At 42.3% G+C, this 26,338-nt stretch carries 22 protein-coding genes and 1 pseudogene; 20 read left to right on the forward strand and 3 right to left on the reverse strand.

Annotated elements, in window-relative coordinates; all coding sequences use genetic code 11:
- Positions 1–37: 37 nt before the first annotated feature.
- Positions 38–1,321: an isocitrate lyase gene (aceA, locus tag ACQKMF_RS03280; protein ID WP_101222909.1), complete on the forward strand. Its 1,284-nt coding sequence runs from the start codon at positions 38–40 to the stop codon at positions 1,319–1,321.
- Between the two features lie 87 nt (positions 1,322–1,408).
- Here the strand turns inward: aceA and ytvI are convergent, their stop codons facing one another.
- Positions 1,409–2,533, reverse strand: coding sequence for a sporulation integral membrane protein YtvI (gene ytvI, locus ACQKMF_RS03285; protein WP_101222908.1), 1,125 nt, complete (start codon positions 2,531–2,533; stop codon positions 1,409–1,411).
- Between the two features lie 192 nt (positions 2,534–2,725).
- Between ytvI and ACQKMF_RS03290 the strand changes: the two genes are divergently transcribed.
- Complete coding sequence (locus tag ACQKMF_RS03290; protein WP_101222907.1) at positions 2,726–3,187, forward strand: DUF441 domain-containing protein; 462 nt, start codon at positions 2,726–2,728, stop codon at positions 3,185–3,187.
- A 17-nt stretch (positions 3,188–3,204) separates the two neighbouring features.
- Here ACQKMF_RS03290 and ACQKMF_RS03295 read toward each other — a convergent pair whose 3' ends face one another.
- Entirely contained in the window at positions 3,205–3,411 is a 207-nt protein-coding gene (locus ACQKMF_RS03295; protein ID WP_427571753.1) for a hypothetical protein, read from the reverse strand.
- Positions 3,412–3,726: 315 nt separating this feature from the next.
- On the opposite strand from ACQKMF_RS03295, the gene citZ reads away from it, so the two are divergent.
- The 12 genes from citZ (at position 3,727) to ACQKMF_RS03355 (ending at position 18,596) form a co-directional block, all read left to right on the forward strand.
- A complete protein-coding gene (citZ, locus tag ACQKMF_RS03300) occupies positions 3,727–4,842 on the forward strand; it encodes a citrate synthase (protein WP_095390768.1) in 1,116 nt (371 codons plus the stop codon).
- A gap of 94 nt (positions 4,843–4,936) precedes the next feature.
- Positions 4,937–6,253 carry an NADP-dependent isocitrate dehydrogenase gene (icd, locus tag ACQKMF_RS03305; protein ID WP_402940129.1) on the forward strand — a complete coding sequence of 439 codons (1,317 nt, stop codon included), beginning with the start codon at positions 4,937–4,939 and terminating at the stop codon, positions 6,251–6,253.
- A 122-nt stretch (positions 6,254–6,375) separates the two neighbouring features.
- Complete coding sequence (gene mdh, locus ACQKMF_RS03310; protein WP_101222904.1) at positions 6,376–7,311, forward strand: malate dehydrogenase; 936 nt, start codon at positions 6,376–6,378, stop codon at positions 7,309–7,311.
- 243 nt (positions 7,312–7,554) lie between these two features.
- Complete coding sequence (locus tag ACQKMF_RS03315) at positions 7,555–8,274, forward strand: response regulator transcription factor (RefSeq protein WP_101222903.1); 720 nt, start codon at positions 7,555–7,557, stop codon at positions 8,272–8,274.
- The gene (gene pnpS, locus ACQKMF_RS03320; protein ID WP_230176755.1) at positions 8,271–10,049 is read left to right on the forward strand and encodes a two-component system histidine kinase PnpS; all 1,779 of its coding nucleotides are present in this window, start codon (positions 8,271–8,273) and stop codon (positions 10,047–10,049) included. The genes ACQKMF_RS03315 and pnpS overlap by 4 nt, the downstream gene beginning before the upstream one ends.
- Positions 10,050–10,497: 448 nt before the next feature.
- Positions 10,498–11,532 (forward strand): FtsH protease activity modulator HflK, encoded by a 1,035-nt coding sequence (gene hflK, locus ACQKMF_RS03325; protein ID WP_230176855.1) that lies wholly within the window; start codon positions 10,498–10,500, stop codon positions 11,530–11,532.
- Entirely contained in the window at positions 11,529–12,461 is a 933-nt protein-coding gene (gene hflC / locus ACQKMF_RS03330; RefSeq protein ID WP_101222900.1) for a protease modulator HflC, read from the forward strand. Before hflK ends, hflC begins: the two co-directional genes overlap by 4 nt.
- 127 nt (positions 12,462–12,588) lie before the next feature.
- Positions 12,589–15,213, forward strand: a complete 2,625-nt coding sequence (polA, locus tag ACQKMF_RS03335) for a DNA polymerase I (RefSeq protein ID WP_427571757.1) — start codon at positions 12,589–12,591, stop codon at positions 15,211–15,213.
- 19 nt (positions 15,214–15,232) lie between these two features.
- Entirely contained in the window at positions 15,233–16,063 is an 831-nt protein-coding gene (gene mutM / locus ACQKMF_RS03340) for a DNA-formamidopyrimidine glycosylase (protein WP_230176758.1), read from the forward strand.
- Between the two features lie 79 nt (positions 16,064–16,142).
- Positions 16,143–16,775, forward strand: coding sequence for a sporulation membrane protein YtaF (gene ytaF / locus ACQKMF_RS03345; protein ID WP_101222895.1), 633 nt, complete (start codon positions 16,143–16,145; stop codon positions 16,773–16,775).
- A gap of 24 nt (positions 16,776–16,799) precedes the next feature.
- Positions 16,800–17,399: a dephospho-CoA kinase gene (gene coaE, locus ACQKMF_RS03350; RefSeq protein ID WP_101222893.1), complete on the forward strand. Its 600-nt coding sequence runs from the start codon at positions 16,800–16,802 to the stop codon at positions 17,397–17,399.
- A 159-nt stretch (positions 17,400–17,558) separates the two neighbouring features.
- The gene (locus ACQKMF_RS03355) at positions 17,559–18,596 is read left to right on the forward strand and encodes a glyceraldehyde-3-phosphate dehydrogenase (RefSeq protein ID WP_230176759.1); all 1,038 of its coding nucleotides are present in this window, start codon (positions 17,559–17,561) and stop codon (positions 18,594–18,596) included.
- 105 nt (positions 18,597–18,701) lie between these two features.
- On the opposite strand, the pseudogene ACQKMF_RS03360 reads toward ACQKMF_RS03355, so the two are convergent.
- Positions 18,702–18,938, reverse strand: a pseudogene (locus ACQKMF_RS03360) (IS5/IS1182 family transposase); the annotation flags it as partial.
- A gap of 566 nt (positions 18,939–19,504) precedes the next feature.
- On the opposite strand from ACQKMF_RS03360, the gene speD reads away from it, so the two are divergent.
- The 6 genes from speD (at position 19,505) to thrS (ending at position 26,322) form a co-directional block, all read left to right on the forward strand.
- Positions 19,505–19,885 (forward strand): adenosylmethionine decarboxylase, encoded by a 381-nt coding sequence (gene speD, locus ACQKMF_RS03365; RefSeq protein ID WP_034311443.1) that lies wholly within the window; start codon positions 19,505–19,507, stop codon positions 19,883–19,885.
- A 270-nt stretch (positions 19,886–20,155) separates the two neighbouring features.
- Positions 20,156–20,617, forward strand: coding sequence for a transcriptional regulator NrdR (gene nrdR / locus ACQKMF_RS03370; RefSeq protein ID WP_057911467.1), 462 nt, complete (start codon positions 20,156–20,158; stop codon positions 20,615–20,617).
- Positions 20,618–20,675: 58 nt separating this feature from the next.
- Positions 20,676–22,094: a replication initiation and membrane attachment family protein gene (locus ACQKMF_RS03375; protein ID WP_427571760.1), complete on the forward strand. Its 1,419-nt coding sequence runs from the start codon at positions 20,676–20,678 to the stop codon at positions 22,092–22,094.
- Complete coding sequence (dnaI, locus tag ACQKMF_RS03380) at positions 22,081–23,019, forward strand: primosomal protein DnaI (protein ID WP_101222887.1); 939 nt, start codon at positions 22,081–22,083, stop codon at positions 23,017–23,019. Before ACQKMF_RS03375 ends, dnaI begins: the two co-directional genes overlap by 14 nt.
- 121 nt (positions 23,020–23,140) lie before the next feature.
- The gene (gene ytxC / locus ACQKMF_RS03385) at positions 23,141–24,001 is read left to right on the forward strand and encodes a sporulation protein YtxC (protein ID WP_427571762.1); all 861 of its coding nucleotides are present in this window, start codon (positions 23,141–23,143) and stop codon (positions 23,999–24,001) included.
- Between the two features lie 389 nt (positions 24,002–24,390).
- Positions 24,391–26,322, forward strand: a complete 1,932-nt coding sequence (thrS, locus tag ACQKMF_RS03390) for a threonine--tRNA ligase (RefSeq protein ID WP_427571764.1) — start codon at positions 24,391–24,393, stop codon at positions 26,320–26,322.
- Positions 26,323–26,338: the final 16 nt, after the last annotated feature.

Here is a 26,338-nt window from a genome sequence, read left to right on the forward strand (position 1 = left end):
TTCAAAAAAATATAATATAAATTAGGAGGAAATAATGATGATGAATGAGAGAGCGCAAAAATTACAACAAAGCTGGGAAAATGACTCACGGTGGACTGGAATCAAGCGTCCTTATACGGCAGAAGAAGTTATTAAACTAAGGGGTTCCATCGATATTGAACAAACATTGGCACGCCGTGGTTCTGAAAAACTGTGGAATCTATTAAATACAGAGGATTTCATCAATGCATTAGGAGCATTGACTGGTAACCAAGCCATGCAGCAGGTGAAAGCTGGTTTAAAAGCAATCTACTTAAGCGGCTGGCAAGTGGCGGCAGATGCTAACATCGCAGGGCAAATGTACCCTGATCAAAGTTTATATCCAGCCAACTCCGTACCGCAAGTGGTTAAACGCATTAATCAGACACTTCAGCGTGCAGACCAAATCAGCTTTGCTGAAGGAAAAGATGATATCGATTGGTTTGCACCAATCGTGGCAGATGCTGAAGCAGGCTTTGGCGGTTCCCTTAACGTCTTCGAATTAATGAAAGGCATGATCGAAGCTGGAGCGGCAGGCGTTCACTTTGAAGACCAGCTTTCTTCCGAGAAAAAATGTGGTCACCTAGGCGGTAAAGTTCTTCTTCCAACCCAAACGGCAGTACGCAATTTAGTTTCTGCCCGATTGGCAGCCGATGTAATGGGTACACCGACTATTCTGATTGCCCGTACGGATGCTGATGCTGCAGATTTGATCACTGATGATATTGATCCGGTCGATGCACCATTCATCACGGGTGAAAGGACTCCGGAAGGATTCTACCGCACGAACGCAGGTCTTGACCAAGCAATTGCAAGAGGTCTTGCTTATGCTCCATATGCCGACCTTATCTGGTGTGAGACTTCTGAACCTAATCTAGCGGATGCTCGCCGCTTTGCCGAAGCGATCCATGCAGAGTTCCCGGGCAAACTGCTTGCTTACAATTGTTCACCATCATTTAACTGGAAAGCGAAATTAAGTGATGAAGAGATTGCCAATTATCAAGTGGAATTGGGTAAATTGGGTTACAAATTCCAATTCGTTACACTTGCAGGCTTCCATTCATTGAACCATAGCATGTTCAATCTTGCTCTTGGTTATAAAGACCGCGGCATGGCTGCATACTCAGAACTTCAACAAGCGGAGTTCGCTAGTGAGCCAGACGGCTATACAGCAACACGTCATCAGCGTGAAGTGGGAACTGGTTACTTTGATGAAGTGGCACAAGTCGTTTCTGGTGGAACATCATCCACAACAGCACTTGCAGGTTCCACTGAAACAGAACAATTTGAGACGTCAAAATAATTTTAGCGTAAAACCAAAGATCCGCCTTGTACCCGAGGCGGATTTTTAAATGGAAATTGGTGAATGCTAAGGATATTCTTGATCAACTTAAGTTGTTTTCTTTGTATCCCCGATGATGAAAGTCCATATGGCCTTGAAGACATTTGCACGCTGAAGTGTATTGAATATGACAAGCACTACAGGTCCTGCAATCAAACCTAGGAAACCGATCAATTTGAAGCCTATGAACAAGGCGATGAGAGTGGCAAGCGGATCCAAACCAATACTGGAAGAAAGTACTTTTGGTTCTATTAGCTGGCGTTGGACAACGACGATTATGTAAAGGACGGACAAACCGATTGCGAGACTTGTATTACCGGCGATGAATTCAAAGATGATCCATGGAATGAAAATCGTACCTGTCCCTAAATAGGGGATGATATCGACCAGCCCGCATATCAAGGCAATGGTAATTGAATAATTCACCCCTAAAATGAGAAATCCGATTAAAATCGTGACAGTCGTCAATGAAACAAGAGTGAATTGTGCCCGGATAAACCCGAACAAAGCCCTTTTTAAATCCTTGAATAAACGCTTTGCACCTGCAAAAATCTTATCAGGCAACACTTTTCCGGTCATTCGGCCAAAGGTATCCCAATCTTTGCTGATGAAGAAAGTGCCCAGCAGGGTAAAAAGGAGTGCTGTTGCTGTAGTTGGAAACCATCCGATGATTGTGGGGATGTTCTTCAAGAAAGCTTGAATGAAGCCGCTTACTCCGGTAGTGATGGACTCACCGATATTTTGGATGTTCTTGAGGACGGTGTCTTGCTGTTCGATATCCAAATTATTGAACATGGCAGCTATTTGATTATATAAAGGGATGATGGTGGACGCTATGTATGTTTCTATATAATCCACTATGGTTTCAATGTGTTTCGGGATGACTCCGGCAAGGTAATTGGTTCCTGAAATGATCTCGGCAACAAGTAAAGTGATAAGACCTGCAAATAAAAGGAAAATGAGTAACAGGGAAACGAATACAGCCAATCCTCGGGGCAGCCTCCCTTTCCTTTCGAAAAAAGTGACCAGGGGATTCATCAAGAAAGCGATTATCATGGCAATGATGAATGGATATGTATATTTAGATAAATAAAACACGGCAATCCCGCCTAAAATAACCCCTCCAACGACCAGTAAAGAGCGAATGAAACGATACATATATACCGGATTCAAGTCATATCCTCCTTCAATCATAAAGTTTGTATTATAATTGTAACGATGATGGAAAAGAAAGGAAAGATTCTTTCATCTTTCGGCTTATCTTTTTTCGCCGATACATCGTTCCATAAATCATTTTTCTCCTAGGAAACAAGGGAGTTTGTTATGTTAAAATAACAAAAAAGAAAGGAAGAAGGTGAAGGGATAATGATCAACGGTCCTGTCGTATTTTTAATTCTGCTTGCTGCAATAGGTTGGTTTGGGAAAAATACTTCACTGATCATGGCTGCGGGTTTTCTTTTAATCATGAAACTGATTGGCCTTGATGCCAAAGTGTTTCCATACCTGGAAGCGAAAGGAATCAACCTGGGCGTTACGATCATTACGATTTCCGTACTGATACCAATAGCAAACGGGGCGATAGGTTTCAAGGAACTAGGAGACGCGATAAAATCTCCTTATGCCTGGATTGCGCTTGCATCTGGAATAGCCGTTGCGCTCATAGCAAAAAATGGGATTACGCTCCTATCACATGATCCGCACATTACCACGGCTCTTGTTTTTGGGACGATTCTTGCGGTCGCATTATTCAAAGGTGTGGCTGTCGGTCCGTTAATCGGGGCGGGAATTGCTTATTTATGCATGCAGATATTCAATTTCTTTAAATGAAGCGAATGGCTAATGGCTTAAAAGTCCGTCAGTCCCGGTAATATAAATTTTCTATTTAATGTTTCATTTATTCTGCCTTGGGGCAAATTTTCAAAAAAACCGTATTGAATCGCATTAAAATAAGCAAGAGAATATGTAGCTAATTTTTCTAATAAAATAATAATTTTTTCACATTTTAAGTGCTTTTCATTCCCAAAAAAGTGTTTATTGTTTATAATAATCATGTAACTGCTCTGATTTATTAAAATTGGGATTCGGAATATCATTGATATTTTTGAGGAATCTTAAAAAAAAGATGTAGTTATTGAGCAAGCGCTCACTAGGAATAGCTACAAGCATTATTTTTAGAATTTCGTATTAAAGATTATCGTACATTTTATATTGTTGGGGTCATATTCTGTGAACGCTTCCAATACAAGGTGTATGTCTTCTGCTAAAAAATAGATGGTTGTTTATAAAAGCTAATTTCTTGGAAGCGCTACATTTATACGCTAATAGCAAGGGCATAGGGGAATATCTAGGAAAAGGAGAGATTTAGTATGACAGCAACAAAAGGTCTTGAAGGTGTGGTAGCAACAACTTCATCAGTAAGCTCCATTATCGATGACACATTAACGTATGTAGGATATGACATCGATGATTTAGCTTCAAACGCAACATTCGAGGAAGTAATCTATCTTTTATGGCACGGAGCTCTTCCGAACAAAAGCCAACTAGAAGAATTAACTAAACAACTTGCTGAAAATGCTGAAATTCCAGCTGAAGTGGTTAATCACTTCAAAACATACCCAATTGATAAAGTACATCCAATGGGAGCTCTTCGCACTGCAGTATCTCTACTTGGTCTTTATGATGAAGAAGCAGATGTAATGAGTGAAGACGCTAACTATCGTAAAGCAATCCGCATCCAAGCAAAAATCCCTACATTGGTAACAACTTTCGCTCGCGTCCGTCAAGGGAAAGAAGCTGTTGCTCCACGTACAGATTTAAGCTTTGCTGCTAACTTCTTATATATGTTAAGCGGTAACGAACCAACGGCAATCGAAGAAGAAGCATTCAACAAAGCATTGGTTCTTCATGCTGACCATGAATTAAACGCTTCTACATTCACTGCACGCGTTTGTGTGGCTACATTAGCTGATATCTATTCTGGTGTAACTGCTGCGATCGGCGCTTTAAAAGGCCCTCTTCACGGCGGAGCTAACGAACAAGTCATGAAAATGCTTACAGAAATTGGTTCAGTTGATAACGTTGAGCCATATATCAACGAAAAATTAGCCAATAAAGAAAAAATCATGGGCTTTGGCCACCGTGTATACCGTAAAGGTGATCCTCGTGCTAAACACCTTAAAGAAATGTCACAAAAACTGACTGAACTTACTGGACAACCGCAATATTATGATATGTCCATCAAAATTCATGAAATCGTAACCGGTCAAAAGAACCTTCCGCCGAACGTGGATTTCTATTCTGCTTCTGTATACCATAGTTTAGGTATCGAGCATGACCTATTTACACCAATCTTTGCTGTAAGCCGTGCTTCAGGCTGGATCGCTCATATCCTTGAGCAATATTCAAACAACCGCCTTATCCGTCCGCGTGCAGAGTATGTTGGACCAGGTATGCAAAAATACGTACCGATTGAAAACCGCTAATTTAAATTTTTTCGAAAAATCATTTTTTATTTCATCGAATTTGTAGTAAATTAATAGATGTGAGTAAAAAAGGTTAGTGGTTCTGCCTTATTTAATGGCAGGCCATCTAACCTTTGAATTTGAATCGGAGGTAAGAGACATGACACAAAGCCAAAAAATCACAGTTACTAACGGTGCTCTTAACGTACCAAACAATCCAATCGTTCCTTATATTGAGGGAGACGGAATCGGTCCTGACATCTGGGCTGCAGCATCCCGCGTTTTAGACGCAGCAGTTGAAAAAGCTTACAATGGCGAAAAGAAAATCGAATGGAAAGAAGTTTTAGCTGGACAAAAAGCATTTGACCAAACGGGCGAATGGCTTCCACAAGAAACTCTTGATGTCATTAACGAATATCTAATTGCTATTAAAGGACCTCTTACAACTCCAATCGGCGGCGGTATCCGTTCATTGAACGTTGCATTGCGTCAAGTTTTGGACTTATTCGTATGTCTTCGTCCAGTACGTTACTTTGAAGGTGTACCTTCACCAGTTAAACGTCCAGAAGACACTGACATGGTCATCTTCCGTGAAAACACTGAAGACATCTATGCTGGTATCGAATATGCAAAAGGTTCTGACGAAGCTAAGAAATTGATCGATTTCCTGCAAAATGAATTCGGTGTTACAAACATCCGTTTCCCTGAAACTTCAGGTATCGGAATCAAACCGATTTCCGAGGAAGGAACAAAACGTCTAGTTCGCTCTGCACTTAACTATGCGATCAAAGAAGGCCGTAAGTCATTAACGCTTGTTCATAAAGGTAACATCATGAAATTCACGGAAGGTGCATTCAAAACTTGGGGTTATGAAGTTGCAGAACAAGAATTCGCCGATAAAGTGTTCACATGGAACCAATATGACAAAATTAAAGATGCTGAAGGCACTGAAGCTGCTAACAAAGCACAATCCGCTGCTGAAGCTGAAGGCAAAATCATCGTTAAGGATTCCATTGCTGATATCTTCTTACAACAAATCCTGACTCGTCCTAAAGAGTTTGATGTTGTTGCAACAATGAACTTGAACGGAGATTACATTTCTGATGCATTAGCTGCACAAGTTGGCGGAATCGGTATCGCTCCAGGAGCAAACATCAACTACGAAACTGGACATGCCATCTTCGAAGCAACTCACGGAACGGCTCCTAAATATGCTGGTCTTGATAAAGTTAACCCATCTTCAGTTCTTCTTTCAGGCGTTCTTTTACTTGAGCACCTTGGCTGGAACGAAGCTGCAAACAGCATCACGAAATCAGTGGAACAAACAATCGCTTCTAAAGTTGTTACATACGACTTTGCCCGCCTAATGGAAGGTGCAACAGAAGTTAAATGTTCTGAGTTCGCAGACGAGCTTATTAAAAACCTTAAATAATTCATTGTATGCTTTCTGGAAAAGTGCCTGAACGGGCTGCTTTTCCAGGAGGCTTATATATATTTTCAAGAGAATGTTAAAAGTATTCCAAAAGTATTTATATATTTTAAGGAGGAAATAACATGTCTAAACGTAAAAAAATCACAGTGGTAGGTGCCGGATTCACTGGCGCTACAGCAGCATTCCTGGCAGCTCAAAAAGAACTTGGTGATATCGTTTTGGTTGATATTCCGCAAGCTGAAAACCCTACAAAAGGTAAAGCCCTTGATATGGCGGAAGCAGGACCTGTTCTAGGTTTCGATGCTAATATCACCGGTACATCCGACTATGCAGAAACTGCTGATTCCGATGTAGTGATCATCACAGCCGGAATTGCCCGTAAGCCCGGCATGAGCCGTGACGACTTAGTTCAAACTAACCAAAAGGTCATGAAATCAGTAACAAAAGAAGTAGTTAAATATTCCCCTAATACAACAATCATCGTTTTGACTAACCCTGTAGATGCAATGACTTACACTGTATACAAAGAATCTGGTTTCCCTAAAGAACGCGTTATCGGTCAATCAGGTGTACTTGATACAGCTCGTTTCCGCACTTTCGTTGCTCAAGAATTAAACTTATCCGTTAAAGATGTAACTGGTTTCGTACTTGGCGGACACGGAGACGATATGGTACCTCTAGTGCGTTACTCTTATGCAGGCGGAATTCCTTTGGAAACATTGATCCCTCAAGATCGTTTAGAAGCAATAGTAGCTCGTACCCGCACTGGCGGCGGAGAAATCGTAAACCTTCTTGGAAACGGAAGCGCATATTATGCACCAGCTGCATCTCTTGTGGAAATGGCTGAAGCAATACTTAAAGACCAACGTCGCGTTCTTCCATCCATCGCTTATCTTGAAGGTGAATACGGCTTTGAAGGTATTTACCTAGGAGTGCCGACTGTACTTGGTGCAAACGGTATTGAACAAATCATCGAACTTGATTTGACTGAAGATGAAAAGGCTGCACTTTCGAAATCAGTCGAATCTGTTAAAGCTGTTATGCAAGTCCTTCAATAAGAGAGATCATCTATAGACTGCCCGGATATTGGAAGAACAGGCCAAGGCCTTTTTCCGACTCCGGGCAGTCTTTTAATCCGCTTCAAAAGAATCCTGGAACTTATAATCTCCCTGCTGAAGATAGGAATAACTTTATTTCAGTTTTTTTTATGTGTAATTTTCATATAATATTCTTTATAATGGAATTGGATGAGTAGACCAAGGAATTGGTCTTTTGGGTAATACATAATTCAGGAGGATCTAATGTCAAAGAAAATTCTCGTAGTGGATGATGAGCAATCAATAGTTACCTTACTTCAGTACAATTTAGAACAATCAGGCTATACGGTTATCACAGCTTTGGATGGAGAACAAGGGCTGGAGGCTGCCGTGGATATACGCCCCGATTTAGTGGTATTGGATTTGATGCTGCCTAAAATGGACGGGCTTGAAGTATGTAAGCAGCTTCGCCAGCAAAAAATCAATATACCGATCTTGATGCTGACAGCTAAGGACGATGAATTTGACAAGGTGCTGGGACTGGAACTAGGTGCGGATGATTACTTGACCAAGCCATTTAGTCCCAGGGAGGTAGTGGCCCGGATTAAAGCCATTTTAAGAAGATCCCAGTTGCAATCGAACGGAAGTGAGTCAAGTCAGGATCAGGAAGATGGTCTCTTGAAATTAGGGGAATTGAAAGTGTTCCCGGAACGATACGAAGCATTCTTTGATGAACAGCAATTAGAATTGACTCCAAAGGAATTTGAATTACTTTTATACTTGGCGAAGAATAAAGGAAGAGTACTGACCAGGGATCAACTGCTCAGTGCGGTATGGAATTATGATTTCGCGGGAGACTCACGGATCGTCGATGTCCATATCAGCCATCTTCGTGAAAAAATAGAGAAAGATACAAAAAAACCTCTCTATATTAAAACGATAAGGGGCTTGGGGTATAAGCTTGAGGAGCCTAAAAAAGAATGACGACCTATCGTAAAAAGCTCTTATATACCCTCATCACATTGGTGATGGTCGTCCTGATGGCCGTGGGCTTTTTATTAGGACACTTGTTCAAAAGTTATTATATTAAAACGTTCAATGAGCGTATACAGAACGAAACATTTTTCATTTCTACATATATTCAGGAGCATGGCGGAATCGAGTCCTTTTTGGAAAAAGGGAAGACGGCAAAATTGACACCCCTTTTAGATTCGAATTTAACCATTCTCTCCAAGAGTGGGGAAATATTATACGATTCCACATCATCCAATGAAATACTTAAAAGCCACGCTAATGTCCTTCGCAAAATAACATTGGAAAAAGGGCTTAAGCATGGGGAAGGGTATGAAGTGGTCGAAGGGGAATCGGACCTCCATTATTATTGGAAGACCGTTGAAAAGGACGGCGAAATTGAAGGCTTTGTCGTCCATAGCAATGAAATAGAGGCCATCCATCAAGTAAATAAACAAATGTGGCAAATATTGATCATTTGTTTAGGGGTTGCCTTGATCATCATTCTCATGCTTGCGAGCAAAATCACTTCATATTATACCCGTCCGATCGAAGAGGCGACGATGGCAGCCATTGAATTGGCAAAAGGGAATTACGGAACCCGGACATTCGGGAGGCATTCCGATGAAACGGGAATGCTGACAACTTCCTTGAACATATTGGCGAGGAACCTTCAGGAAACAGAGGTAGCGAGGGAAATGAATCAGGATCGTTTGGAAGCGCTTGTTGAAAATATCGGTAGTGGAGTCTTGCTGATAGACAGTAAAGGGTATACGACCTTAATCAATCGGGAATTCAAGAAAAGCTTCCATGTGAACGCCGCTACGTTTTTGTTCCAGGAATATTATTCGGTCATTAAAGATCAGGAAGTGATAGCCATCATCGAAGAGATCTTTCGAACGGAAAAAACGATAAAACGACAGGTGAAGATACCGCTTGCCATAGAACGTAAGCATTTTGAGATTTACGGGGCTCCCATTATCGGGAATCATGATGAATGGAAGGGGATCCTCCTCATTTTCCATGATATCACCGAATTGAAAAGGCTCGAGCAGATGCGAAAGGATTTCGTCGCTAATGTGTCCCATGAATTGAGGACTCCGATCACATCCATTAAAGGTTTTTCTGAAACATTGTTAGATGGCGCACTAAAAGACGAAAAGACCCTAAAGCACTTTTTATCGATTATCCTGAAAGAAAGTGACCGGCTGCAAGAACTCATTCAGGAGCTTCTGAATTTATCCAAAATGGAGCAACAGGAATTTGTTTTAAACGCAGGGGTCGTGGATATTACCAAAGTGCTTGGCGAAATACAAGAGATGCTTATAGGCAAGCTGAAGGAAAAAGAAGTATCCCTTGAAATTAAAACATCACCGGAACCAGTATTCATTGAAGGGGAATCTGACAGGATCAAACAGGTTTTCATCAATTTGATTACGAACGCATTGACCTATACACCAAATGGCGGCAGGGTCAGCGTTGATATCATTGAAAATGAACAGACGGTCGATATTGCAGTTCAAGACAGCGGGATCGGCATCGAAGAAAAAGAACTGCCAAGGATCTTTGAACGATTTTACCGAATTGATAAGGCGAGGAGCCGCGATTCTGGAGGAACGGGCATTGGACTGGCAATCGTCAAGCATATAATTGAAGTCCATAAAGGTAAAATCAACGTCGAAAGCATACCTGGAACAGGGACGACTTTTACAGTCACTTTAAATAAAAGCTTAAAAGGGAAAATGTAGCGGGTTTCTTATTTACAAGTCCTTTACAATTCCTTAAAACTGACTTCATAATGAAGGGGTACAATGGTTGTACAACCCCTCATCCAAGGAGTTAAACATTGACAGAGACATAGTCTCTGTTTGATTTTTTTTGTATAAGTTCAATCTAAATTTTAAAGCAAAGATGATCGGAACAGGTGAGCGAAACTCCTGTAGGAATAGCCCGTCCAAGGAGTCCCCTTAAGCGCAAAGGGCTGACCGGCCGCGGGAAAGCGAGTGCCCAACGTTCCAATTGTACAAAACCCTTAAAAACTTTAGACAGAGACATAGTCTCTGTCTTTTAATTTTGGCTATATTCCCCGGGAACCATTCCTCTTTCCTATTTTTCTAGGAAAATATTTGATTTTCATGAAACTTTAGGCCCTTTCTTGCGTAAATAAGATATAACTGCAAAGAAGGGGTGATACATATCGTTAGCTTAAAAAGGATATATACGATCACAGGTCTTGTCTTTCTTATTTTAATTTTAGGTGTAGTTGCGATATCGACCTGGTACACGGTTGATGAATCCGATCAAGCTGTCATAATGACGTTTGGTAAAGTGGAGGAGACGATAACGGAACCAGGACTTCACTTTAAACTGCCTTGGCCCATTCAATCGGTTGAGAAATTATCTAAAGAAACATTCAGTCTTAAATTTGGATATAAAGAAGAGGATGGAGAGGTGACGAATTACCCGAGTGAAACCAAAATGATTACGGGTGATGAAAATATTGTGCTTGCCGACCTAGTGGTTCAGTGGAAAATCACCGACCCTCCAAAATATCTATACAATGCAGATGACCCGGAAAAAATTTTATATGATACGACTTCAGCTGCATTACGGAGCATTATCGGCAGCACGAAAATCGATGATGCCCTTACATCTGGAAAAGCGCAAATCGAAGCGGATGTACGCGATTTATTGTCACAGCTAATGGAGAAATATGATGTCGGGATTTCCATATCTGCGGTTAAACTCCAGGACGTGGAGTTACCGAATGAAGAAGTGCGGAAAGCATTTACCAATGTAACGGATGCCCGGGAAACGGCGAATACGAAAATCAACGAAGCGGATAAATATGAAAATAAGCGTATGAATGAAGCGGAAGGGGAAAAAGATGCCCTCATTTCTCAGGCTAATGGGGATAAAGCTGCCCGTACGGAAGCTGCCCGCGGGGATGTAGCGGTCTTTGAAAAATTACTCAGTGAGTATAAGGGCAATAAGGGGATTACGAAGGACCGCCTTATTATTGAGACCCTTGAGGAAGTATTGCCGAATGCAGAGATTTATATTATGAATGATGATGGAAACACAATGAAGTACTTGCCGCTTCGCTCGCTTGAAAAGGAGGAAACGAAAAAAACTCCTGCCCCTGATGAAGCCGCTATACCTGAAGAAGAAACGAAAAAAGGGAATGGATCGGAAGAAAAAGCGACAGGGGAAGGGGGCGCTAAACAATGAGCGGAAAAATAGTAGATTTCTCTGAACTCAAAAAAGGGAATTTTCATTGGAGGGGCTATGTGAGATTCGGCATTTTCCTGATTATCATCATCGCTCTGCTGCTAATCATCTTCACCAATGTATATATCGTCAAAGAGGGAGAATATAAAGTCGTCCGCCAATTCGGTGAGGTGGTAAGGATCGATAAGACCCCGGGATTGAAAGCGAAGGTGCCATTCATTCAGAGTGTCGTGACATTGCCGAAGTATCAGATGAGTTCTGATGTTTCAGAAGCGGAAATCAATACGAAAGATAAAAAGCGGATGCTGATCGACAACTATGCCGTTTGGAGAATAGAAGATCCGAAGAAATTGATTACAAATGCAAGGACACTTGAGAATGCCGAAACGAAAATGGAAGAGTTCATCTATTCGGCAGTTCGTTCGGAGCTGGGCCAGCTGAATTATGATGAAATCATCAATGATGAGAAGTCATCCAGGGGAAGTTTAAACGACCGCATAACCGAAAAAGTCAACGATCTGCTGCAAAAGGACAGTTATGGCATAAGCTTGACGGATGTCCGGATAAAGCGGACTGACCTGCCCGCCGAAAACGAAGCGTCCGTCTTCAAGAGGATGATTTCAGAGCGGGAATCGAAAGCGCAAGAATACCTTTCCAAAGGTGATGCGAAGAAAAACCGGATCATTGCGGATACTGATAGGAAAGTGAAAGAATTGCTCTCTACTGCAGAGGCTGATGCGGAAGTGATCAGGGCTGAAGGAGAAGGGGAAGCAGCGAAAATCTATAATAAGTCGTTTTCCAAAGATCCCGAATTCTATAAACTATACCGGACTCTAGAATCCTACAAAAAAACGATCGGAGATCAAACTGTAATCGTTCTTCCTTCGGATTCCCCATATGCCAGCTTGTTAATGGGAAATACTAAATAACCTTGATGCCGTCATTTTTCTTTCCGCTTCTACTCATGGTAGAATAGAGAAGGAAAATGGACGGCTTTTTGCGTTTTTATATAGAAGCTATAACTACATAAACCTGTATGACTGGAGGAAGACGGATTTGGATAAAAAGCTAGTACTAATAGATGGAAACAGCATAGCATACCGTGCGTTTTTTGCGCTTCCGCTCTTGAATAATGATAAGGGGGTCCATACCAATTCCGTGTACGGATTCACCATGATGCTCAACCGCATTCTTGAAGAAGAAAAGCCAACGCACATACTTGTGGCATTCGATGCGGGTAAAACGACATTCAGACATGCATCATTTAAAGAATATAAGGGAGGGCGCCAAAAAACGCCGCCAGAATTATCGGAGCAATTCCCTTTCATTCGCGAGCTGCTTGATTGTTTTCAAATAAAAAGGTATGAACTGGAGAACTACGAAGCCGATGATATTATCGGTACGCTTTCTTTGCAAGCGGAAAAAGATGGTTTTGAAGTGAAGGTCATTTCCGGTGATAAGGATTTAACGCAATTATCCTCCCCTAGTACGACGGTTTCCATCACGAAAAAGGGGATTACTGAAATTGAGGAATACACTCCAAAGCATATACATGAAAAATACGGTCTTTCCCCTTTGCAAATCATTGATTTAAAAGGGCTGATGGGAGATGCCTCTGACAATATTCCCGGTATTCCGGGAGTTGGTGAAAAGACTGCCCTTAAATTATTGCATCAATTTGAAACAGTTGAAAACCTTTTGCAGTCGATTGATGAGGTAAGCGGACAGAAATTGAAAGAGAAAATAGAAGAACATAAAGACCTGGCCCTATTAAGCAAAGAGTTGGCTACAATAACGAGGGAAGCGCCGCTTGAAGTTTCCGTAAACGAGACTGAGTATACTGGCATGGATCAGGATCGAGTCATCTCATTCTATAAAGAGCTTGGCTTTTCGACTTTGCTCGATAAATTGGATATAACGGAAAGTGCGTTGCTTGAACAGGAGAATATTGAGGTTCACTCGGCTGAAATGACAGAAGGAATGTTTGCCGATGAAAGTGCTTTGTATGTTGAAATTTTAGAAGATAATTATCATCGTGCCGATATAATAGGAATCGCCATCAGTAATGAACAAGGTCATTTTTACTTCCATGGAGATGATGCCCTGAATTCCGGGGCCTTTAAATCCTGGGCAGAGGATGAAACAAAAAAGAAAACGGTTTTCGATGCGAAGCGTACGGTTGTGGCACTTCGCCATCGAGGAGTCGAAATAAAAGGCATCGATTTTGATGTGTTTTTGGCATCCTATATCCTGGATCCGGCAGAGTCAGTGGACGAAGTGGCTGAAATCACGAAAACTCAAGGTACTATCCGCCTTGAAACGGATGATGTTTTTTATGGAAAAGGTGCAAAACGCAAAATACCTGAGGAAGCGGAATTGAGGGAGCATATCGCCAGAAAAGCGAAGGCGATTTCGTCCCTGAAAGAACCGATGATCGATAAACTGCAAGAGTTCGAGCAATTTCACCTATTTACGGAACTGGAGCTGCCACTATCGATAATCCTGGCCAATATGGAATGGCAGGGAATCAAGGTGGATATAGGCCGACTGAAAAACATGGGACAGGAATTAGCCATTCGCTTAAGAAACATCGAGGCACGAATTTTTGATTTGGCTGGAGAGGCGTTCAATATCAATTCACCTAAACAGCTTGGGGCCATCCTGTTTGAAAAGTTGGAGCTTCCTGTCATGAAGAAAACCAAAACAGGTTATTCGACGTCAGCCGATGTGCTGGAAAAACTGGAGAGCAAGCATGATATCGTTAAGGAGATACTATTGTATCGCCAGCTTGGTAAGTTGCAATCCACTTATATTGAGGGGTTGCTTAAGGTGGTCAATGGCAAAACGGACAAGGTGCACACCCGGTTCAACCAAGCATTGACCCAGACCGGCCGGTTAAGCTCAACAGATCCCAATCTTCAGAATATCCCGATCAGACTGGAAGAAGGAAGGAAAATCAGGCAGGCCTTCATTCCTTCCGAAAAGGATTGGATCATTTTTGCTGCCGACTACTCCCAGATCGAATTGCGCGTTCTGGCGCATATCGCCAATGACAGCGGATTGGTGGAAGCATTCCAGGCCGGGATGGACATCCATACAAAGACAGCCATGGATGTGTTCCATGTATCGGCAGAGGAAGTCACTTCGAACATGAGGCGCCATGCCAAAGCGGTCAACTTCGGAATCGTTTATGGTATAAGTGATTACGGGCTATCGCAAAGTCTTGGCATCACAAGAAAAGAAGCTGGAGAGTTCATCGAGAAGTATTTAAGAAGCTTTCCTGGTGTTCAGGAATATATGGAAGAAAGCATACATGAGGCCCGTCAAAAAGGATATAGCACGACTCTGATGCAAAGGAGGCGCTATATACCTGAGATAACAAGCAGGAATTTCAACATAAGGAGCTTTGCCGAACGGACAGCAATGAACACGCCGATTCAGGGCAGCGCCGCGGATATCATCAAGCTTGCCATGATAAACATGAATAAGCGCCTGAAAAGTGAAGGGCTTAAAACGAGAATGCTTCTTCAGGTGCATGATGAATTGATTTTTGAAACCCCTCCTGAGGAACTGGAAATCCTTAAAGTGATCGTTCCGGAGGAAATGGAAAGTGCCATTGAATTGAACGTGCCCCTTAAAGTGGACTATGCTTTCGGGCCAACATGGTTTGATGCCAAATAATAAAAGATAGGTGATTGCAATGCCAGAACTTCCAGAAGTGGAAACAGTCAGAAGAACGTTAGAGCAGCTCGTACTCGGAAAAGAGATCAAGGAAGTGTCCGTCTTTTGGCCAAAGATCATTAAAGCGCCTGAACCTGTCGAACAGTTTCAGGATGCTTTAAGGGGACAGACGATAAGGGGAATAGGCCGTCGGGGCAAGTTCCTCATTTTCACCTTGGATGATTATTCGATGGTTTCGCATTTAAGAATGGAAGGGAAATACGGCGTGCATCCAAAAGAAGAGCCGTATGATAAGCATACCCATGTGATCTTCACATTCACTGATGGCAGTGAACTTCGGTACAGGGATGTCCGGAAATTCGGAACGATGCATCTATTTGCCAAAGGGGAAGAACTTGATCGGCTGCCCCTTTTGCATTTAGGGCCGGAACCTTTGTCTGAAGATTTTACTGTCGAGGGGCTAAGTAGGAAGCTGGCAAGAACCAACAGGAAAATCAAGCCCGTTCTCCTTGATCAAACGGTTGTCGTCGGGATTGGGAATATATATGTGGATGAGTCGTTATTCCGCTCCCGTATTCATCCAGAGAGAATCGCTTCTTCACTTTCATTGCAGGAAATCAAGACGTTGCATGGAGAAATCATTGCGACTTTAGGGGAAGCTGTGGAAAAAGGCGGAAGTACGATTCGTTCATACATTAATTCCCAAGGGCAAATCGGCATGTTTCAGTTGGAATTGAATGTTTATGGACGAAAGGGCGAGAACTGCAAAACATGCGGCACGCCCCTTGAGAAACTGGTTGTTGCAGGACGCGGTACACATATTTGCCCGTTATGCCAGCCGCTTAAATAGGTAATGTTTTTTCTAACACATCGGATGGGCTCCTTCCATATACTAGGGTAGCAACGAGTAGGGAAGGAGTAATATTCCGATGTGGCTACAAATTATTTTTCTTGCTTTTGCAGTTAGTATTGACGGATTTGGCGTAGGTTTGACATTCGGTATGCGGAAGATGAAAATCCCCTTAAGGTCAATAGCGGTCATCTCATTTTGCTCTGCATTGAGTTTAGGTATAGCGATGGTCATCGGACAATTCATCAGTCAGCTCATATCTATCGGAGCGGCTGAAAAAACGGGTGGCATCATCCTCATTTTTCTTGGTGCCTGGATGGTATACCAGTATTTTAAGCCTGAAAAAGAACTGAAAGATGATAGATATCATGAAAAGATCATCTTTAATTTTGAAATAAAATCACTTGGGGTAGTCATTAATATTTTACAAAAACCATTGAATGCCGATTTTGATAAATCAGGCACGATTACTGGAGTTGAAGCGCTTGTTCTCGGGTTTGCACTTTCGCTGGATGCTTTCGGGGCCGGAGTTGGAGCGGCTATGATCGGCATTTCACCGATTATTCTCGCAGGGTGCATCGCTGTTATGAGTTCGATTTTCATTTGGAGCGGAATTCAAAGCGGGAAATTACTTTCAAATAATAAAGTTGTCCAGCATTTGACCTTTCTTCCAGGTGTACTATTGATTATCATCGGTATATTCAAGTTATGATACATGGTTTAAAAGGGGGAGCTTATGGGACAAATCATCGGAATCACCGGAGGCATCGCCAGTGGGAAAAGCAGCGTCAGCCTCTATTTACAGGAACTCGGATTCACGATTGTAGATGCAGATCTGGCTTCCCGTGCTGTCGTTGAGCCAGGTGAAGAAGCCTACCATCAAATTGTGAAGGCGTTTGGTGAAGATATATTATTGACGGATGGGAATATAGATCGCGTAAAGCTTGGGTCGATCATATTTCATGATCAAGAAAAGAGATTGCTATTGAATAGCATCGTGCATCCTGCCGTCAGGAGTTGGATGCTTCTCAAAACGGAAGCGGCACTATCATCAGGTGAAGAAACGGTGTTCATGGATATTCCGCTTCTATTTGAAAGCAAGCTGACATTCATGGTGGATAAGACGCTATTGGTCTATGTGGATGAGGAAGTTCAATTGCAGCGATTAATGAACAGGAATGGTCTTTCGGAGACTGATGCACTTGCCAGGATCAATTCGCAAATGCCCTTGGCCGATAAAAAGGCTTTAGCGGATGCCGTCATCGATAATAATGGGGACATTAATGAAACGAAGCGGCAAGTGAAGTCCATACTTAGCGAATGGTATGTCATATAATTATGATAAAAAGAAGAAACCGCCCGGTTTCTTCTTTTTATGTTGAAAAAATAAGAACAATCCGCATTTTTATTAGCACAATTCCTCTGAATTATGTTATACTAATTACATGTGAAAGGTAATAAGTATAACACTAATATTTTCTGGAGGGTCCGAACAATGAATTCAAGAATAGCGATTAACGGATTTGGGAGAATTGGAAGAATGGTTTTCCGAAAAGCCATATTAGATGAGAGTTTGGACATTGTTGCCATTAATGCAAGCTATCCAGCTGAAACTTTAGCACACTTACTAAAATATGATACGATACATGGTAAATTCGACGGTATCATTATAGCTGAAGATGATTCACTAATAGTGAATGGCCGCCGAGTAAAACTAATAAATAACCGCGATCCAAAGCTATTGCCTTGGAAAGAGATGAACATAGATATTGTAATTGAAGCCACTGGCAAATTCAATGATCGTTCTAAAGCAGCTCTTCATTTAGAAGCAGGAGCAAAAAGAGTTATATTATCAGCGCCGGGTAAAAATGAAGACGTTACCATTGTAATGGGAGTAAATGAGGAAGTGCTGGAAATTGACAAGCATTTCGTCATATCCAATGCATCTTGTACAACGAACTGCCTTGGACCGGTTGCAAAAGTGCTTGATGAAAAATTCGGCATAAACAACGGTTTAATGACAACGATACATTCTTATACTAATGATCAAAATAATATCGATAACCCGCACAAAGACTTGAGACGTGCCCGTGCCGCTGCGGAAAGCATGATTCCTACGACTACAGGAGCTGCAAAAGCCATCTCACTAGTGTTGCCGCAATTAAAAGGCAAGCTTCATGGAATGGCGATACGTGTACCGACACCTAACGTATCTTTAGTCGATCTTGTTGTGGATTTAAACCGTGATGTCACGATTGATGAAGTGAACCAAGCCTTCATCGATGCTTCAGAAAATGAACTCAAAGGTATCATGGAATTCACGATGGAACCTTTAGTTTCCAGTGATTTCAAAACGAATCCACACTCTGCAATCATCGATGGGTTGACGACGATGATGATCGGGGACAGGAAAGTGAAAGTCCTTGCATGGTATGATAATGAGTGGGGTTACTCCAACCGGGTAGTGGACCTAGTGAAATTGGTTGGCTCCGAGTTGAAAAAAACTTCCGAAGTCGAATTATCAGTAAAATAAAATGAAAAAAAACGAGCCTGCTAAATTTTTTTAGCGGGCTATTTTTGATTTTTTATCGGATTTGAAGCAGTTATAGAGAATGGTGACCTAACGCATACCATACTTTTCTTTTGCATCTGCTCCTGGTTTTCCAACTTTCTCAATCACTAGTTCAACCAGAAGCTCTAAGATATGATTATCATGCGTATTTCCGGGTGTTACTATCGTCCCTAACACAAATCCATTGCGTATGATGCCGAATGAAACGAATAGGCAAACTTATTTTGTTCGTTCATCATTCACATAATAGTAGCTAATCTCAGTATCAGTTGAACTGCCCTTAATCTCCTTGGTTTCTTCCTTAAATAGACTGTAGGTAAAAGAGTTCTATCTTACTGTTAAAACAAAGTTGATTGGAGCGGGTGTTCGAGACTCCTGCGGGGAAAGTGCGTCCAAGGGAGACCCCATAGGCGCTATGGCGCCGAGGAGGCTCCCGGACCGCCCGCGGAAAGCGAGTGCCCTACGTTCCAATCAACGGCCTAATATACTGTAGACAAACTCAATTATTGAGTTTGTCTACAGTCAGAGCCTGCTGAATTTTTTTAGCGGGCTATTTTTCATGCAGTGATCCATGAATTCCCGGCTGTTTTATGGCGCTGAATAAACCTAAGACGGAATTTGCTCCACATTTGAACCTTCGCTATATCCCCATTACATATAAAGTTTATCTTTCCAAAAATTCAATTTGGAGTTGCAAAAAAAATTCAAACCATATATACTATGAATCGTGAACTTCTTCAATAGCGGTTTGCATGATGGCTACTTAAAGGGTTAGGACCTCTTTGGACTAACTTTCCCCCGTGGTAGTTATCAGAACTTATTTTTAAATCATGGTAAGGGGGAAGCTTAATATGGAAACAGCTTACACTATGGAAACTATGGGTAGACACGTCATTTCTGAACTTTGGGGTTGTGACTTTGAAAAACTGAACAATATCGATTTAATTGAAAAGATTTTTGTTGATGCTGCTTTGAAATCAGGTGCAGAGGTACGAGAAGTTGCCTTTCACAAATTTGCTCCACAAGGAGTCAGCGGGGTTGTCATCATTTCTGAATCACACTTAACGATTCACAGTTTTCCAGAACACGGCTATGCGAGCATTGATGTCTATACATGCGGTAACTTGGATCCGAATATTGCGGCAGATTATATTGCAGAAGCTTTGAATGCGCAAACACGTGAAAACATAGAATTACCACGTGGATTAGGTCCTGTACAAATGAAAAAAGCCAATATAAGTGCCCTATAAAAAACACGTATACACAGAGATGCCATGGGTGCATCTCTTTTTTAATGCAATCAATCGGCAGTCTGCTTTCCTTTATAGGGGAGGATGCCCTTGTAGCATAAAGACTTTGACAACGGTGCTTCAACGGCCGAACAAAAAGTGCCTGCTGCCGGAAGTTACACTTTTTACTTGTACTGGCCGTTCCATTTAATATAAGATTAAGATAGAGAAGTAATTCCTTGGGGAACATTTAGATAGGGGAGTCCTACATAAAATACGGAGCTGATAATGATGAAATGCCCATCATGTCAATATAACGGAACAAGAGTGCTCGATTCCAGGCCAGTCGATGAAAGTAAATCGATTCGACGACGCCGTGAATGTGAGGCATGTGGTTTTCGATTCACGACATTTGAAAAGGTGGAGGAAACACCGCTTATTGTAGTGAAAAAGGGCGGGACGCGGGAAGAGTTCAGTCGTGATAAAATCCTGCGTGGCTTAATCAGGGCTTGCGAAAAACGTCCGGTTCCCTTAAAAGAACTAGAGCAAATTACCAGTTATGTAGAAAAAGAACTACGCAACCAGGGCATATCGGAAGTGAAAAGCGACAATGTCGGCGAGATGGTGATGGACAAGCTGGCAGAAGTCGATGAGGTTGCCTATGTAAGGTTCGCATCCGTCTATCGACAATTTAAAGACATCAATGTCTTTATCGATGAATTGAAAGATTTGATAAATAAAGAAAGAAAGTAGAGCTGAAGATTCACTTTGGCTCTTTTTTCACTACATCTTTTGAAAGGTTTGAATGGAGATGTCAAAGCATTGGCAAGAATTGCTCCCAGCTGATTCATATTTGGTCTCATCTGCGGGGCTGCTTCATGACTATGATCGGAAAATACTTACCCGACTATATCAACCTCTTATTGGACCTATATGCATTAGCCTATATATGACGTTATGGAGTGAGTTGGAGGAGAACAGGCTATGGTCGGAAACCTCCTCACATTATCAATTAATGAATACCATCGGCCTTAAGTTAGCTGATATTTACGAAGCCCGGCTTTTACTTGAGGGAATCGGTCTGTTGAATGTATATAAGAAATCGAAAAATGAAACGAAGGAATTCATCTATGAGTTAAACCCGCCGCTTTCCCCCCAGCAGTTTTTCACGGATGGAATGCTGAATATTTACTTATACAAAAAAATCGGTAAAGCGCAATTCAACCGGTTAAAGAGATTCTTTTGTGATGACCATATCTTAACCGATCAATATGAAGGTGTGACTAAATCTTTTGCGGAAGTATTCTCATCAGATCATTTGGACTCTTTATATGTAACGGATGAAGCGAAAAATGAATGGCAGCCGATGCCTGAACAGCAATACATCGATCGGACGGATGGCGTCGAGCCATCGGGGTTTGATGACTTATTTGATTTCGACCTTTTATTTGCCGGGATAAAATCCTCGATCGTACCGAAAAAGGCATTTACTCCGAAAATAAAAAATACGATTGCCAAACTTGCTTTTTTATATGGCATCGATCCGCTTGAAATGCAAAAACTAGTAATGGATGCCGTTTCATTGGATGATGAGATCGATGAGGAAGTGCTCAGAAAGGCGGCAAGGGACTGGTATCAGATTGAACGACAGGCCGATATGCCTTCCCTTGTCAATCGGGTGCAGCCGATTCGTGAACGGACGCAAAAAGAGGAACCGAAAACACAGGAACAAGAGTTAATCCGCCATTTGGAGACGATTTCCCCAAGGGAGCGGCTGATGCAATTGTCTGGCGGTGCAGAGCCATCAAGCGGTGATTTGAAAGTCGTTGAGGGCGTGATGATCAATCAAAAGCTGAATCCGGGTGTCGTCAATGTCTTGATTGAATATGTCATGCTCAAAGCGGATATGAAGTTCACGAAGGGCTATGTCGAAAAGCTGGCAGGCCATTGGGCACGACTGAAGGTCTCCACGGTGGTCGAGGCGATGGAGCTGGCTAAAAATGAACATAGGAAATATCAGGACTGGGCTCAAGGAAGCAGGAATGCTGCGAAGGGCGGCCGGAAAAAGGCGATACGTGAAGAAGTGGTTCCGGAGTGGCTTGAGAAAAAAGAAGAAGCACAGCAGGAGCAGAATGCAGATCAGCCTGAATTGGATGCCCAGAAACGCGAGCTTCTGGAGAAATGGAAGCAGTGGAAAGCAGGAGGTGAAATGAACGATGGAAAAGATTAATAGGTCTCTTAATAAATTGGCGAATACAAATCAATTTCAACAGCGTTATGAAAAGCTGAAGCAGGAGATTTTTGAAAACGAACAAGTGCGGTTATTTATGAATGCCAACAGCTCGACGGTCACGAAGGAAATGATTGATAAAAACTTGGGGAAGCTTTATGAGTTCACTTCACAAAGCAATAAGTGTGATAAATGTCCGAGCTTGGATGGCTGCATCAATATGATGCAGGGGTATTATCCCAAATTGGTGGTTCAAGGGAAAGCCCTGAACCTGCATTATGAAGTCTGCCCGCGGAAATTGGCAGAGGATGAAAAGCGGAAACGGGAAAAGTTGATCCGCAGCCTGTATGTACCGAAGGATATTTTAAAGGCGAGCATTGAAGACTTTACCCAAACGGATAATGAAAACAAACGCTTGTCTGTCTTAAGTAAAGCGATGTCGTTCATTATGGAATATGAGCCAGGTAAAAGGCAAAAAGGCTTATATATTTATGGGAAATTCGGCGTTGGGAAAACGTACTTATTAGGTGCGATCGCCAATGAACTTGCAAAAAGGCAAATTTCCTCCCTTATTGTCTATGTACCTGACTACTTGAGGGAACTTAAGGGATCGATAGGTGATAATACGGTCAATGAAAAAATTGAAATGGTGAAAACGGCACCTGTCCTCATGCTTGATGATATTGGAGCGGAGTCCATGACGAGCTGGGGACGCGATGAGGTTTTTGGTCCGATTTTACAATTCAGGATGCTGGAAAACCTGCCAACGTTTTTCACTTCGAATTTTGACTTGAATGGCCTGGAGAACCACCTGACCTTTTCACAGCGTGGTGAGAAGGAAGAAGTGAAGGCGGCCAGGGTACTGGAAAGAATTCAATATTTAGCTGAGCCGGTCAAGCTTGATGGTATGAATCGGAGAAGATGAAGAAAAGTGGTCTCTTAATGGAGGTCACTTTTTTCATCATACAAGGCTCATCCTACTTCTAAACACGTCCCCATCCCCATATACATGAAAAAAGAAGCAAGGGGGAAGGGGGGATGTCGTAGTGCAAATTTCGTTTCAAAACGATTCAGAGGCATTGAAATTACTGAATTTCGTTTCTGTCCATCCACTGGGGGCAGAATTTCAAGCATATATTCGATTTCTTCCGCAACAAGGCATGTATGTGGATATGACGGAGTCTTCAGGTGATGAATGGCTAATTCTGCTTCGTGATGCATTTCATTCTTTTTTATTGGAAGAAAAGACGCTTCCTGTTCTGGAGCAAATAATAGTCGGTAAATTTTTTTATAGGGAACGGGAAGAAATTGAAGCCATCATTGAAATTGCATCATCAATCATCGAGGTGGAAAGAGCCAGGAGTCAAGATGAAGCATTCAGTACGGAGAAACGATTGATTGAGGAGGGACTTCAAAGCATCTTGGCTGGAAAGGTATCTTTTTCATTCGATTCTTTTACGACCTTCCGTTTGAAATCATTTCAGCACACGTTGGAAAAGTTTGTCGTCAAGGCGATTGATGAATACAAGCTGGAACAGGACTATCAAAATTTCATTGCTACGCTCCGTGATTGCCTTCAAGGGCAGGAGTCGAAATTAAGAAAGCTTCACCTGGTCAACCGGGATGGTTTTCATTTCTATGATCAGAAGTTCAGCAAGCTCGACCGCCCAAAAATCAATAGTATGATCGACAGGAGGCTTCTTGCCAAAAGTTCACTATTTCTCGATACGGTGATACTTGCCCCGCTTTTATCGATTGCTCCTGAAAACTTATGTATCTATACCGATGACAAGGATGAGGGGCTGATCCAGACCATTTCAAGGATTTTCGAAGAACGGGCCACTATCCTGCCACTTTCGTCATTTTCTATGCATTTGAATGATCTTTCGTGGAAAAAAGAAAATTAACCTTGATTTTCACCGTATAACAAATTATAATTTCCTACATACTATTAAAAAACTAAAAGTTATGATGAGGACAAGGGTATTCTAGTCGCCGATTATCAGAGAGGGGAGCCAACAGGCTGTAAGCTTCCTATTCGCATGGAACACTTACCACCTTTAAACTTCGGCTCGGAAAGCAGGCATCCTGTGAATATGAGCTGACGGGAAGCTGCCGTTACCAAGTTACAAGTGCCATTTTGCCGTGAAAAGCAAGCTGGAACGAGGGTGGAACCGCGGGTTAATGATATTTATTACTAAGCTCGTCCCTGTTTTATACAGGGACGGGCTTTTTTGTGTTGTAATGGAATCAAATACCCGTAATTTGTTCGAACAATAAGAAGGAGTGAAACTCAATGTCAGAATTACTGAAAATATCTTTTCCTGACGGAGCGGTTAAGGAGTTTGCTAAAGGCACAACAACTGAAGACATCGCTGCATCCATCAGTCCTGGTTTAAGGAAAAAATCCATTGCCGGAAAATTCAATGGTGAATTATATGATGTGAAACGGCCGATTGAACAAGATGGTTCAATCGAAATCGTCACACAGGACACAGCGGATGCTCTTGAAGTATTGCGTCACAGTACAGCGCACTTGATGGCACAAGCGATCAAACGTTTGTACAAAAACGCTAAATTCGGCGTAGGTCCAGTCATCGAGGGCGGCTTTTACTATGATATGGATCTGGAGGAATCATTGACTCCCGAAGACCTTCCATTGATTGAAAAAGAAATGAAGAAAATCGTCAACGAGAACTTGGAAATTTCCCGCATCGAAGTAAGTCGTGATGAAGCGATTTCCCGTTTTAAAGAAATAGGCGACGAGTATAAATTGGAGTTGATCGATGCAATTCCTGCCGATCAGCAGGTAACGCTTTATGAGCAGGGTGAATTTTTTGACCTTTGTCGTGGAATTCATGTTCCATCAACTGGGAAAATCAAAGAATTCAAGCTATTGAGCATCGCTGGAGCATACTGGAGAGGCGATAGCAAAAACAAAATGCTGCAACGCATTTACGGTACGGCTTTCTATAAAAAAGAAGATTTGGCCGAACACCTGCGTTTCCTTGAAGAAGCAAAGGAACGTGACCATCGTAAAATCGGTAAAGAATTGAACTTGTTCATGAGCTCACAGAAAGTGGGGCAAGGGCTGCCGATGTGGTTGCCAAAAGGAGCGACCATCCGCCGGACAATCGAAAGGTATATCGTGGACAAGGAAGAACGGTTGGGTTATGACCATGTCTACACACCTGTAATGGGTAGCGTGGACCTTTATAAAACTTCTGGACACTGGGATCATTACCAGGACGGCATGTTCCCTGTCATGGAGATGGAAAACGAACAGCTTGTCCTGCGTCCGATGAACTGCCCGCATCACATGATGGTCTATAAAAACAGCATCCACAGCTACCGGGAACTGCCAATCCGGATTGCCGAGCTAGGCTTGATGCACCGCTATGAAATGTCAGGTGCCCTTTCAGGCCTTCAGCGTGTACGTGGGATGACATTGAATGATGCACACATTTTTGTCCGCCCCGACCAAATCAAAGAAGAGTTCAAGCGCGTTGTGAACCTGGTTCTGGAAGTATATAAAGATTTCGATATCAAGGATTATTCATTCCGTCTGTCATATCGCGATCCGCAGGATACAGAAAAATACTTCGATGATGATGATATGTGGGAAAAAGCGCAAAGCATGTTAAAAGGCGCGATGGATGAACTTGGTCTGGATTACTTTGAAGCGGAAGGTGAGGCGGCATTCTACGGTCCTAAGCTTGATGTTCAGGTACGTACTGCTTTAGGGAAAGATGAAACGCTTTCCACTGTTCAGCTTGATTTCTTGCTTCCTGAACGTTTTGATCTTAATTACGTCGGTGAGGACGGCAAGCAGCATCGTCCGGTTGTTATCCACCGCGGTGTCGTTTCCACAATGGAACGTTTTGTCGCTTATTTGATCGAAGAATACAAGGGGGCATTCCCGACTTGGCTTGCACCTATCCAAGCACAAGTGATCCCGGTCTCACCTGAGGTGCACTTGGATTATGCGAAAGAAGTACAGGAAAAACTTAAAGCGCAAGGCATTCGTGTCGACCTGGATACACGTGACGAGAAAATCGGTTACAAAATCCGTGAAGCGCAAATGCAAAAAATCCCGTACATGCTGGTTGTTGGAGACAACGAAGCCAAAGAAGGCAGCGTGAATGTACGTAAGTACGGTGAACAAAAATCCGAAACGATCGCTTTTGAAGATTTCGTTTCAGCGATTAAGGCTGAAGTAAGCCGTTAACATCAAAAAGAGGGGC

Origin of the sequence: Peribacillus sp. NPDC101480, from assembly GCF_050277335.1 — a bacterium.
GTDB lineage: Bacteria > Bacillota > Bacilli > Bacillales > DSM-1321 > Peribacillus.